The sequence below is a fragment of the Undibacterium sp. GrIS 1.8 genome, assembly GCF_040544445.1.
Taxonomy (GTDB): Bacteria; Pseudomonadota; Gammaproteobacteria; order Burkholderiales; family Burkholderiaceae_D; genus Undibacterium.
The window spans coordinates 18485-31262 of record NZ_JBEONQ010000047.1 but is presented as its reverse complement, the minus strand read 5'-3'; the positions used below and the strand labels follow the sequence as shown (position 1 = coordinate 31262).

Sequence of the window (12778 nt, the reverse complement as noted above, 5' to 3'; positions counted from 1 at the left end):
AAAATTAAGCCAGCTCTCCTGAATCACACCTTTGAACGAAAATCGATAAAAATCACGAAATCTGCTCGCTATCTGGGGTTTATGGAGGGCTTACAATGGAGTTACCGCAGTCTCTTCAGAAAAAGCATCAAAAATTACTGCAAGCATTAAAAACTACGGTGCGAATTTGGTTGACCTGTCTGAAGAGACTTGGAGTACATCTGTATGTCAATGGATGGGTAATCGCTGGGATGTATTGATTGACTTGTACACTGTAGAGGAAGGAGCCAGTGACTTGGTTTTGGAAGCGCGTGTTTACGAGAAAGATACGGATCACATTTTTGAGGTGCACTTTGTTTATGTCCCGTGACGGCACAAACCGGCCAGTGGCGTATTAGCTCAAATTTCGAAAGGAATCAAATTTGTTTGATAGGATAGTTTCAATATTTCTTAAATTTGTGTTTTACATTCTGGCTGCTATTGTCGGGATACTTTATTGGATACTGCCAATTGCTGAGGCCTTCGCAGTTTTTTTTGGGGGATTGGTTATTTTTTTAATTTTATTTCCAATTGTCTTGAAAATTTCTCCGGCGTTTAAACAACTAGCCGAATCAGAATTTAAAAAAGAAAAGGCAAAAATGGATGACCGCGGGCAGGATGAGTTTAATGCTGCTTTCCCACAAGCAAATAAAGCGGTGGGAAAGGATTTAGATACAAAAATTGATAGCTGATTGCCTGCAGTCGACACTAAGCGGTCTATTGATGCGTCCTGTCAACGCGTCCGAATTTTCAGTATTTACTCGGTCATACAAGGTTTGAAGACGCCGGTGAAAAAAACCTTCGTAATTAGCATTCGGGTTTTCCATCATTGAGTCATCCGACACCAACCCCGTACAGCGTTCAATAATCAGCGCTAGACGTCGACATCTATGCCAGTAATTTCCATCGATCATCGTAATTGAGGTTTAACGATGACCTAAATGACTATGCATACGATTCATACCTGATCATCCACAGAAATCATTCGCGTTATTCCTCACATCGTCCTAAGCTGTATCTTCGTTTGATTTTGGGACAACGTTGGCACGAAGTTCAATCTCTCACTAATCAAATGGCGCGACAATTTACGGCAAGTAATTTCTAAAAATCTAAGCGTATCCGACCTGTCGATCTCATAACGTCAGGCTGATGCCGATCCTAGCTTCAATAGCCAACAGGAGACACCCATGGCCTATCAATTACGTCCTTTTGCGAAAGCAATATCTGCCTCAGTTTCGCTTTCAATCGCCGCCCTGCTGGCTCCGGCGGCACATGCAGAGAACGTCAAAATTGCGTTTATCGATGCTTTGTCGGGAACATTCGCACCTACGGGTCAGACTGCCTTGAAAAATTTTCAGATGGTGACTGAAGTTGCGAATAAGGAAAAATGGGCGGGACCGGCTAACACGATAGAAATGGTAGGCTTCGATGGGAAAGGTAGTCCACAAGAGTCGCTGACTCAACTGAAAATCGCGATTGATCAGGGCTATCATTACATCACTCAGGGCGGCGGATCAGGGGTGGCGCTGGCCTTGGTTGATGCCATCAACAAACATAATGAACGTAATCCGGGTAAAGAAATTGTGTATTTGGATTTTGCGGCGCTAGACCCAGACCTGACGAACAGCAAATGTAGTTTTTGGCATTTCCGCTTTGAGCCAAACTCTGACATGCGGATGGAAGCGCTGACGAGTTATTTAGCGAAAGACCCTAGTATTAAGAAAATTTATATCATCGGCCAAAACTACGCACTCGGGCACCAGGTCAGCCGCGCCGCCAAAGAATATCTGAAGCGTAAACGTCCTGATATTCAGATCGTCGGCGATGATTTGCACCCGATTGCTACCGTCAAAGATTTCTCTCCGTATGTCGCTAAAATCAAAGCCTCGGGTGCCGATGCGGTCATCACCGGCAACTGGGGCAATGATCTTGCGTTATTGATTAAAGCAGCAAAAGACGCTGATCTCAAAGCCAACTTTTATACCTACACCGCTTACACTACTGGTGTACCGACTGCAATGGGTGCTGCGGGTGTAGACCGGATTAAAAATGTTAGCAACTGGAATATCAATAATGAGGTGTTTGCCGGTAAAGATATGGCTGAAGCAGTTAAGAAGAAATACAATGAAGATTACTGGCTGATGTCTAGTCACAGCGCCATCACCATGTTAGCTAAGGCGATCAAAGATACCGGATCAACCGATCCGGTCAAAGTCGCTTTTGCGATGGAAGGCATGACGATCAAAAGCTATAACGGTAATGTAGAAATGCGTAAAACGGATCATCAGGCGCAGCAACCGATCTACATTACTAACTGGGTAAAAACGAACGGCAAGGATGTCAAATTTGATCAGGAAAATACTGGCTTTGGCTGGAAAACTGAGCAAAAAATTGATACCTTTGTGGCCTCGCAACCGACTTCATGTCAGATGAAGCGGCCTACCAGATAACCTCTTCAGCAACTAATGAAACGAGCACTACTATGATCAAAGTCCATCACCTGAATAACTCTCGCTCGCAGCGTATCTTATGGTTGTTAGAAGAACTGGGAGTCGATTACGACATCATCAACTATCAGCGCGATCCGGTGACACGGTTAGCACCTGCAGCGCTCAAAGCCATCCATCCTCTCGGTAAATCACCGGTCATTTCTGACGATGATTTAGTGGTAGCAGAGTCCGGTGCCATCATTGAATATCTGGTCAATAAATACGGCAATGGTCGTCTACGACCAAAGTCAGATACTGCGGCTTATATCAAATACTCTCAGTGGATGCATTTTGCTGAAGGTTCTGCGATGTTGCCGCTCTTGCTGGCTTTGTATGTTGGTCGTTTAGGTGAAGCTGGTGCACCATTGGGACCGCGGATCAGCAGCGAGATCGATAACCACATTAGCTACATCAGCGCGGAATTGGGTGACCAAGCATATTTGCTCGGAGATGAACTGAGTGCTGCCGATATTCAAATCAGTTTTGTTGTGGAAATTGCTGAAGCACGCAAGATGCTAGGCGCATATCCAAATCTGCAAGAGTATGCCAAACGGCTGCATGCCAATCCGGCATATATTCGTGCTTTAGAGCGTGGCGGTGCTTATACGCTGGGCGCCTGAATAGGAGTCTACATTTTTTAATTAAGCATAACGCCAGAGTTACTCTACTCTGGCGGTTTTATCTTTCGCTACCAGTCCAAACCTACCTCAAATCTAGCGCAAAAATTGTGTCACCGCTTGTGCAAATGCGTCTGGCTGTTCTATAGCACTCAGATGTGAAGCATTGTCTAAAATATGCAGTGAAGCGCCTGCTATCCCGTCTGCCAGAATCTGCGCCATTGCTACTGGCGTGCCTTGATCTGACACACCGGCGATCACCAGGCATGGCAAAGTAATTTGCGACAAGCGATCAGTGGTATCCACATTAGCAACTGCATCACAACATCGGATGTAAGCATCGCCATCTGTAGTAACTACCCGCTGACGGAAACGGGCAACCGTTGCAGGATGAGCAGCGCGAAAATCCTCGTGAAAATAGCGTGCCATCACGGCATCTGCAATCGCCTCTATACCCTGAGCACGTACCGTAGCAATACGTTGAGCCCAGACGTCGCGCGCGGCGGCAGTATATTGCGAGGTGGAATTAGCAATCACTAAGGCGCGTAGCAAACTGGGGTGCCGTAAAGCTAGCTCCTGCCCCACCATCCCGCCCATCGATAAACCGATCCACACCACCGGCCCAGTATCTAATTCGCGCAATAAGCTAGCGGCATCGTCGGCTAAATCAGCCATACTAAATTGCCCCAAGGGCGCGTCAGAACTGCCATGCCCACGATGGTCATAACAAATGACGCGGCAATCCGACGCAAGCACATTAGCGAGTTGATCCCACATCGTTAAGTCACAACCCAAGGCGTGACTTAGCACTATCGTATGACGGGGCACTTTACCATTACGTGCTTCTCGCACGCTGTAATGCAAGGCTGGCTTGCTATTAGTCCGCCCTTGCTTACCTGAGCCGGGATGACTGACTTCAAACGGTGAGAGCGGTTCTATTACGTAGCCTATCTCTGTACTGACTTCACGCAAAATCTTCAGTGCCAATGAGAAGCCGGTATTGGCTGCGGGTACGCCTGCATAGATCGCCGATTGCATTAGGACTTCTTTTAACTCATCTGGCGACAAGCGGTTGTCGGGCGCACCAAGCAAGGCGGCACGCAGATGTAACTCATACTCTTCCCAGCAACCAAGGGCAAGCGTCGTTGCCAGTACGATGACGCGGCGGGTTTTGTAATCCAGTCCGGGACGACCCCAAATATCATTCCAGGCAAAACGGCTAATTAACTGCTGAAATTCAGCGTTGAAGCTATTCGCATTATTGATAGAGCGATCAACCCAAGCATCGCCCAGAATAGTGCGTCGGTTTTGTAAACCGCGTTCAAGATCATGATTCAGTGGGTCGTAGCTCATCGTTTTTATGTGGGAAAAATAGTTAAAGTAAGTGGGCAGATGTACGCAAAATCAGCTACATCCGTGTTAATTATGATCATCAGCGTAAGGCCATCATTACTAAATATGCTTACTTGCTACGCCCTGCCGCAATGCCGCCAGTTGCGTACTTGCCAGCGCCGCGGCGCCTTCGGTTGCTACACGCGGATCAAACAGTTTTTGTAATATAGCCAGATCAATCACTTCGGATAAACGGGCATCGTTACGCACCACCTCTGTGACGACATCCAGCAAATGCATATGGTCGGCGACTGATTTTTGGGTCAGAGTTTCCATCAGGCTGTGTGCCTTTGGACGACCGATTACGCCCGCCAGATAAATAGAAATACTCTCGGCAAACACCAGTCCTTGTAGTGCATCGATATTCTCAAGCATGCGGGTACTATCGACTTGCAAACCCGCCATCGCCTCCGACAAGGCATTGACCGCGCCATGCGCACTCAGAAATAAGCTAGGCCATTCTGCTAATTCGGCCTGCCAGTTGCCCAAGCCACGTTCATGTTCTTGCCCCATATTCGCCAGTAGCGCGGCGGCGCGTTGTGGCGCTCTGGCTGCTGCAGCTAAGGCGATCATGCAAGACACAGGATTACGCTTATGCGGCATCGCCGATGAACCGCCACGACCTTTGCCCGAAGGCTCTGCCAGCTCTGCAATTTCGCCTTGCGCTAGCAGACTCAGATCGGTGGCAATTTTGCCCAGTGAGCCGACCAGCACGGCAACTTCCAGACCCAATCGCACCCATTCATCGCGCTGCGTATGCCAGGCTGCTGGCGGCAGGCTTAATCCCAAATCTACCGCCATACGCGCAGCAACCGCTGGCCCTTTTGCCCCCATCACCGCTAGCGTGCCGACTGCACCGCCGAGTTGCAAAGCCAAGGCGCGGGTGGCAGTCTGACGCAACTGCTCACGTGCGCGTACCAAGGGTGCAAGCCAGCTTATTAGTTTGAAGCCAAAACTGGTAACTTGCGCAGGCTGCATTAAAGTTCGTGCCAATATGGGCGTGTGCAAATGCTGCGCTGCCAGTTGTATCAAGCGTTGGATGAGTACTTGCAAGTCGCGCTCAATTAAGCTGATTGCCTGCCTGGTAGCTAACACCATGGCGGTATCAATCACGTCTTGGCTAGTGCTGCCCCAATGCACATGCGTGGCAGATTCTTCACTATAAAGCGCGACTGTTTTGGTCAGTTCTTTCACCAATGGTATTGCCAGACTACCTGCGCGCCGGCTGGCATTGACCATCACCGGGATATTGTAAAGCTGCGCATTGCAGACGCTGGCGATATCGCGTGCGGCGGTTTCTGGAATGATGCCCTCGGCTGCCTGAGCCTTGGCCAACGCAGCCTCAAACTGCAACATCGCCTGCACAATGGCAGCATCATCGAACACAGCAATCATGTCCGGCGTGGTCAAAAAATGTTCAAAAATCGATACGCTCATTGATCTCTACTTTGATTTATGACTGGCTAAATTGGTACGCTTAATTAGTACGCTCAATTGGTATGAGAGCCTGGTGCAAAACCAGATCGAAATTACTATACGGCTTGCGCAAAAATAGCATCAACGTAAGTCAGTTCCTAAGTTCAGATAAGTCAGCTTAAGTGCGAATCTGCTGATGCAGCATTAAAGTTAATTTAATATACTCCACCTATGTATATTTAAGTGTCCATATATTATCTGGACAATACGGAATATTTCTATAAAAACGTGGGGAGTATATTGGTTTTGTCAGTGAATTTTGCTATTAAATCATCGCCAGTAGATCGCCCGAAATCAGCCCGCAGCCCATCTCTGGTCAGCACACCAATACCAGCATCAATACCACTTACACATAGTCAAAAAAGACCGTCTCTTTATCTGTCTGCATCCAGATATCCCAACGGTAACTGCGCTCGGCCTGTTTGATCGCGATCAAAGTGATTCTACGCTCTGCTGGTACCTGCGTCAGAATCGGCGCATCAGCTAATCCAGCATCGTCCTCCAGGAACACCGCAGTAAATTGATGCTTGACCAAGCCACGCGCAAACACGGTCACAAACATGGCTGGCTGCCCGAGTTGCGCCGATTCTGTTGCCAGTGGCATCGATAGTGTAAATTGAAAACTACCGTCTTCAGCGCTGGGCACCCGCCGGAAACCCGGTATCGCATGCGCTGCTTCCACACTTGCGCTGCCGGGCAACCAAGCCTCGATCATCGCGTCATTCATTGGCGTGCCGTCACCGTCGTAAATCACGCCACTGATCGTGATGGTCGGTGCGCTACTGCTCATCTGTGCAGTTGCATCCACCGCCCAGCGCCATGCCTCATGCGAAAAAGGACCGATGGTTTGTGAAGTGGTCAGCAATACGCTCATGTCAGACGCTGTATTAGCCAACGCACCGCTTTGTTTTATCGTTGATGTCATATCGTTTCCTAGTCTGCCCAACCTGTTTACAAATCCATGGGCGTCGCATCGCGACCGCGCAAGACAATATCAAATTCATAGCCCAGCATTTTGTCATCCACCGTTTCGTCCATACTGAAACGGGCGATCAAACGCTGACGCGCTGCCAGATCGGGAATACTCTGAAAAATCGGGTCGTAGTCAAACAAAGGATCGCTAGGAAAATACATCTGCGTTACCAGACGTTGCGCATACACATTGCCGAAAAGCGAAAAGTGAATATGCGCAGGCCGCCAGGCTTTATGATGATTACCCCAAGGGTAAGGACCAGGCTTGATGGTCACAAAACGATAACGCCCGTCGTCATCCGTAAGCATCTTGCCGAAGCCATAAAAATTAGGATCAAGCGGCGCATCATGCTGATCACGTTTATGCCAGTAGCGTCCTGCTGCATTGCATTGCCATACTTCCAGCAAAGAATTGCGTACTGGCTTGCCATCTTCATCCAAAACGCGACCAGTGATCACAATTTTTTCGCCCAAGGGCTGGCTTTGACCATGCGCAGTCAGATCCATATCATTCGGCAAAATCAAGCTAGGGCTTACGGTGATATTGGTCTCTACAGGTTCCGCAGCGACGATACGCAATGCCGCTTGCGTTGGGCCACGTTTGATCGTGGATTTATATGAGGGATAAATGAGGGTTGGGTACAGTCCCGCCTCTACGGAATCAAACTTCACAGCGTGCTCCTATGTTTTGTCTGGCTTAAGTGCTTAAGTGCCTGGATGTCTATGCATCATCGATTGTTGATCGCTCTGACTAGGTTGGCAGAGCAGAAGATCATGCAGAAAGATAGATCGTGACGGAATAAAGATCAAGTCGGACGATTCCAAAAAAGACGCAATCTCGTAAATATGTGCGATGTACGCACGACTCATTATTTTCATCAAGAATACATGCGGTGTTCCATCTGATTTGCATCAGAAAAACACAAACTTCAGCCACCATTTTTTAGATATCGCTCATGCACTCGTTCCTACTTTTTGTTTAAACTCTTTGGGAGACAATCCCACTTGCCGTTTAAAAAATCGAGTGAAATAAGACGGGTCCGAAAACCCCAGCGTATACGACAACACACTAATACTCATCGATGTGTAGACCAGATTACGCTTGGCTTCTAATGTTAGGCGCTCATGAATTAAACCCAGCGCCGATTGCCCGACCGCCTGGCGACATAAGGCATTTAAATGGGCTGCCGTAATACCAAGCTGATCGGCATAATAAGAGACTGCTTGATCCGTCGTGTAGTGCAACTCAATCAATTCAGAAAAACGTGGAAAATGCGATCCTCGCCGGGTAGAGGTCTGGCTTAATACCGCGGCACTGAGCTTGTTTTGGAGGCGATCTTTTTGCAGCGCATTTGCTGGTGTTAAAGCTACCGTTTCGCTGCGAGTCAGCCAGATCAGGATACTCGCCAGCAGCGACTCAATCAATTGGGCGCGATGCGGCAATCTGCCGCGATACTCATTGTCCAGCATCGTGAACGCAGCCTGAATATACCGACTCTCTTCATCGTTTTTTAATGCATGAATGTTGGCGACTGTTAACGCGCTGATGTTGTTGATGCTAGTTATTGTGTCGCTAGCGTGCAGTCGTGATTCGCCCATCGATTGCGGCATTTTTTGCATCCGTTTCTGCATTAGTTGCGGCCTCAGTTGCTGCATCAAATTTTGTATCAGCGGATAAGCAATCGTGACCACATGCCCGATGGCATCGCGTTTGAATTTAAAACCATGCACGCGCATCTGCGGCAGCATCAAAATCTGCCCCGCCTTCATTTCATATTGAAGATCATCCAGTTGAATTTTTGCACTGCCCGCTACCAGATATAAAATCTGGAATAAGCCATTATGCTGATGTGTTGCAATATGCCAATTGTGCAAGCGGCTACGTGCTGCAATTGACTCGCAGTGCACCATATCGGCCATCGGCCATGGATCGCTTTCGCCATATAATTTGTAGATAGGGATGCTTTTTTGTTCTGTCATACAACGCTCAAGATAGTTCAGAAGAAAAATTTCAAATGGTACCTAATCTGCCAAAAGTACCATTTATAAATAAATAAATCCATTTCAAATAATCCGTTACAGGAACATCATAGTAAAAAAATGGCGACGTAATTCCATGCAATGACGCCATGATGAATAACAACGGAGACCATTAAAATGAAAACCCAAGTCGCAATTATTGGCGCTGGTCCATCGGGACTATTGCTCGGTCAGCTATTGCAATTACAAGGTATAGACACGGTGATTTTGGAAGCGAAATCGCCAGAGTACGTGTTGCAAAGAATCCGCGCAGGTGTGCTGGAACAAGGTACGACTGATCTGATCCGGGAAGCAAAAGCAGGTGCCCGTATGGATAAAGAAGGTCAGATTCATGAGGGATTTACGCTGGCGTTTAACGGACGCAATGAACACATCGATCTGAAATCCTTAACCAATGGCAAAACCGTGATGGTGTATGGCCAGACAGAAGTAACGCGGGACCTGATGCAGGCACGGTCAGATGCAGGGGCACTGAGTATTTACGAAGCCAGCGATGTGCAGTTACATGATTTTTATACCGATAAGCCACGCGTCACATTTACCAAAGACGGAGAACACATCGAACTAAGCTGCGGCTATATTGCAGGCTGCGATGGCTTCCATGGCGTATCGCGCAAATCTGTTCCAGTGGATGCAATCAAAACCTTTGAACGCATCTACCCTTTTGGCTGGCTGGGTATTTTATCTGCCACACCACCAGTTGCTAATGAATTAATTTACGCCAACCATGAACGCGGCTTTGCCTTGTGCAGCATGCGTTCCGCCGTATTAAGCCGCTACTACGTGCAATGCCCGCTGGATGACAAAGTAGAGGACTGGTCGGATCAGCGATTTTGGGATGAGTTAAAAACTCGCTTACCTGCCCATGTCGCAACAGATCTGGTGACTGGCGATTCGATCGAAAAAAGTATCGCGCCGCTGCGCAGTTTTGTGGCCGAGCCAATGACTTTCGGACGCTTATTTTTAGTCGGTGACGCTGCTCATATTGTTCCGCCAACGGGCGCAAAAGGACTTAATCTGGCCGCCAGCGATGTGTACACTTTGTACCACTGCCTGCGTAAAACATATCACGACGGTCGGGTCGATATCCTTGGAAAATACTCAGAACTCTGCCTGCGTCGCATCTGGAAAGCCGAGCGCTTTTCCTGGTGGATGACGTCGGTGCTGCATAAGTTCTCCGATGACCCTTTTGCACAGAAAATGCAATCGGCAGAGCTGGAGTATTACACCAGTTCATTAGCAGGGCGCACCACGATCGCAGAAAATTATGTTGGCCTGCCCTATGAGAAAGTACTTTGAGAAAGCACTTTGAACAACTGCTATGAGTAAGTAGTACTGGCAAGCGGTCTAACGTAGCTCAACATCAAGAGACACTAACCGGAATACAAGCTAAAAGATAAGTCGAGATATAAGCCAAGATATTCAAATTTTGAATAGTCGATATGGCGAAATGAAATTAGCGTTATAACTGGCTCCGCGATATGCTGCACTGCATCATTACTGCAAACCAACGGAGCCCGTTATGTCTATCATTGAATACTTGCCAATCGCTTTCGTCATCGCCGCATTTGCATTGCGGTTATATGTTTCTTCTCAAGATGCGTTTGCGAAGGCATTGAATTCTGTTGCAGACAAATCTGTTGCAGACAAATCTGTTGCAGACAAATCTGTAGCAGAACAATTTAGCCGGAGATTGCCACCTCCTGGTCTAGAAATTGCAACTAAATCACAGACAAACAGCTCTGTCACAGGCAGCGGCAAAAATACCAGACATTTGATGGCAGTTCCTCAATAAGCCATCTGCTCGTCGCGGTAAGGAAATTGATCTTGATTCATAGCTAGTGCGAATCAGCTGTCAAATTTAACTATTTTAAAAATGCCAAATTGTGAAAACAGTTTGGCATTTTTATTTGCAACCGACATTCATGCTTGCATAGGTTTTGGACCCAAATTGCCGTTTTTTATCGCGAGCAATACAGCGGCGATAAAACCCAAAGGTACGGCTAACACATTCAGCACTATCCAAACCGGTGTCACCAGCGATGCGGCAAGAAGTTCTACTACTGAGCTTAAATTTGGCTCTGGCAAAACGATAAAAATAAACTTTGCTTGCCAATATAGCCAGCCAAAAAGAATACCGCCAAAACACCATTTCGCGACGTCACGTACCGGAGATAGCGTACGAAGTGTGATCCAAGACCAGATTGCAGAAAGAAGGAAGCATGGGAAAGCAAACGTCGTGGCCTCAAGTACGAACAATGCCAACACCTTATGCTGACTTCCAAAAAAATCAAAATAGCCGTTGGGAATCTGGATAGCAGATAGCATGCCGCCCAAATAGACGAAAACGTTATACAAAAACAAACCAGAAAAAAAGGCTGTGACTACGCGCACTTTACTCATGATGCTCTCCAAGTTTCAGGTGAATTTCATCTCGACAGCAGGTCAGTACAAGCTTCTAACAGATAAAACAATTCTTTACGATAATTTACGTAAATTTAAGAAAATAACTCGCCGTAGACAACGCAAATACCAACTTTACTTCTCTGCGGCGGGTGTTTCTGTTTATCGTAAAACCTATAGGTTAGAAACCTAATCTAGTACTTAAAACAAGGCTACGCTAGCGAAATAGCTAGTCATTTTCATATCCGATTCATAATCTTGGTTGCGGATTATGAATTACTTATGGATTACTCAAACGTCGGCCAAAACTAACAGCGTAAGCCGCAGGTCTTGCCAACAAAATCGGATCATCAGATGGTGCAATCCCATCCAGTAAAGTGAGTGGATTGAACATCGTGCCTTTTTCAAATTTGCTTCCATCTGCGTGTACCGAACGCAAAGTCAGCGTACCTAACTCGACGATTTTTCTGGTGTCTGGCCAGACTTGAGTACCGTCATTAATGGCATCATCTTTTTCTGCCAGCTGAACAGAAATACGGAACTTGACTGGCTCTTTTTTTAACCTGACTGGCAGCTCATCCATCAAGTAATTTGGTGTCGCTTTTTCTGTCTCTTCCGCACTCAAAAATTGTTGCCCTGCAAGTGGTTCTATTCGGTAACGACCGAAATGACTTTCCCCTTTTGCATTGGTAAATTTAAATGCATTGACACCGTAAAAAGCCTGGGTCGCAAAGCTGACCGGAGCGGGCTTAGGCATGGTGACAAACTTAAGCGTTGCAGGGTGTGTTGCCAAGAAATTTTCTACTGGCGTTGGCTTGGCAACACCGGGTCCGCTGGCCTCTATCGCCTTAAGGAAAGTCAAAAAATCCTCCGGCGTACCGACAGGAAAACCATTAGTAGAAATCACCACCATATCTGTGCTGACACCCTTGGGCAAATCAAACCGGATTGCCATACCTTTAGGGAAGCCGTTGCCATTGGCATCCGGAATATTTGGTACGCCAGACGCATTAGAAAAACGCACTGTGACTTTGCTGGCGGTGCGTTGTAAGTGCGCCGCTTTGGTGATGCTGGCGGCGCTTGGCGCTGGCACAAATTCACCAATAGTGACAATCCCTTTTGCATGGTTGGCGCGATAACCCGCATGCGGACCTCCTGCCAGCTTGGTTAGAGAATCGACGATTTGTTCTGTTACCGGTTTATTTGAGGATGCATCAGGTGCGGCGGCTGTTTGTGCGTTCGCGCTGGTGTAACTGCTTAACGTAGTCAGTGCTATTACAGCAAGCGTCATTGCGGTGATAGAAAATGAAGTCGATCTCAATAATGCTGGCATGATTTTTCCTTTTCTTGATTAATGAAAGTGGGTATAAA

Annotated in this window: 13 protein-coding genes; 6 read left to right on the top strand and 7 right to left on the bottom strand. The window is 47.3% G+C overall.

The genetic code is table 11. From position 1 onward, the window contains the following. Positions 1–61 precede the first annotated feature (61 nt). From AAKU64_RS22645 to AAKU64_RS18220, 4 genes are all read left to right on the top strand, one after another. Positions 62–349, top strand: coding sequence for a DUF7668 domain-containing protein (locus AAKU64_RS22645; protein WP_503012714.1), 288 nt, complete (start codon positions 62–64; stop codon positions 347–349). A 52-nt stretch (positions 350–401) separates the two neighbouring features. Next, entirely contained in the window at positions 402–710 is a 309-nt protein-coding gene (locus AAKU64_RS18230) for a hypothetical protein (RefSeq protein WP_354330762.1), read from the top strand. Between the two features lie 495 nt (positions 711–1205). Next, the gene (locus AAKU64_RS18225) at positions 1206–2468 is read left to right on the top strand and encodes a branched-chain amino acid ABC transporter substrate-binding protein (RefSeq protein WP_354362622.1); all 1263 of its coding nucleotides are present in this window, start codon (positions 1206–1208) and stop codon (positions 2466–2468) included. Positions 2469–2500: 32 nt separating this feature from the next. After that, positions 2501–3127 carry a glutathione S-transferase family protein gene (locus tag AAKU64_RS18220; RefSeq protein WP_354330758.1) on the top strand — a complete coding sequence of 209 codons (627 nt, stop codon included), beginning with the start codon at positions 2501–2503 and terminating at the stop codon, positions 3125–3127. Between the two features lie 93 nt (positions 3128–3220). On the opposite strand, the gene pcaCD is transcribed toward AAKU64_RS18220, so the two are convergent. The 5 genes from pcaCD to AAKU64_RS18195 form a co-directional block, all read right to left on the bottom strand. Further along, entirely contained in the window at positions 3221–4477 is a 1257-nt protein-coding gene (pcaCD, locus tag AAKU64_RS18215) for a bifunctional 4-carboxymuconolactone decarboxylase/3-oxoadipate enol-lactonase PcaCD (protein WP_354362621.1), read from the bottom strand. Between the two features lie 99 nt (positions 4478–4576). Further along, positions 4577–5953, bottom strand: coding sequence for a 3-carboxy-cis,cis-muconate cycloisomerase (pcaB, locus tag AAKU64_RS18210; protein WP_354330754.1), 1377 nt, complete (start codon positions 5951–5953; stop codon positions 4577–4579). Between the two features lie 385 nt (positions 5954–6338). Then, positions 6339–6866, bottom strand: a complete 528-nt coding sequence (locus tag AAKU64_RS18205) for a peptidase associated/transthyretin-like domain-containing protein (protein ID WP_354330807.1) — start codon at positions 6864–6866, stop codon at positions 6339–6341. Between the two features lie 77 nt (positions 6867–6943). Further along, on the bottom strand, positions 6944–7636 hold the full coding sequence (pcaH, locus tag AAKU64_RS18200; RefSeq protein WP_354330752.1) for a protocatechuate 3,4-dioxygenase subunit beta: 693 nt from the start codon (positions 7634–7636) through the stop codon (positions 6944–6946). Between the two features lie 282 nt (positions 7637–7918). Then, entirely contained in the window at positions 7919–8944 is a 1026-nt protein-coding gene (locus tag AAKU64_RS18195; protein WP_354362620.1) for a helix-turn-helix domain-containing protein, read from the bottom strand. Positions 8945–9121: 177 nt separating this feature from the next. Here AAKU64_RS18195 and pobA point away from each other — a divergent pair, with 177 nt between their 5' ends. Together pobA and AAKU64_RS18185 are read left to right on the top strand one after the other, a co-directional pair. Continuing rightward, complete coding sequence (gene pobA, locus AAKU64_RS18190; protein ID WP_354330749.1) at positions 9122–10303, top strand: 4-hydroxybenzoate 3-monooxygenase; 1182 nt, start codon at positions 9122–9124, stop codon at positions 10301–10303. Between the two features lie 223 nt (positions 10304–10526). Then, positions 10527–10799 (top strand): hypothetical protein, encoded by a 273-nt coding sequence (locus tag AAKU64_RS18185; protein WP_354362619.1) that lies wholly within the window; start codon positions 10527–10529, stop codon positions 10797–10799. 128 nt (positions 10800–10927) lie between these two features. Here AAKU64_RS18185 and AAKU64_RS18180 read toward each other — a convergent pair whose 3' ends face one another. Continuing rightward, the gene (locus AAKU64_RS18180) at positions 10928–11407 is read right to left on the bottom strand and encodes a hypothetical protein (protein ID WP_354362618.1); all 480 of its coding nucleotides are present in this window, start codon (positions 11405–11407) and stop codon (positions 10928–10930) included. A gap of 280 nt (positions 11408–11687) precedes the next feature. After that, entirely contained in the window at positions 11688–12740 is a 1053-nt protein-coding gene (locus tag AAKU64_RS18175; RefSeq protein WP_354362617.1) for a catalase family peroxidase, read from the bottom strand. Between the last annotated feature and the right edge of the window lie 38 nt (positions 12741–12778).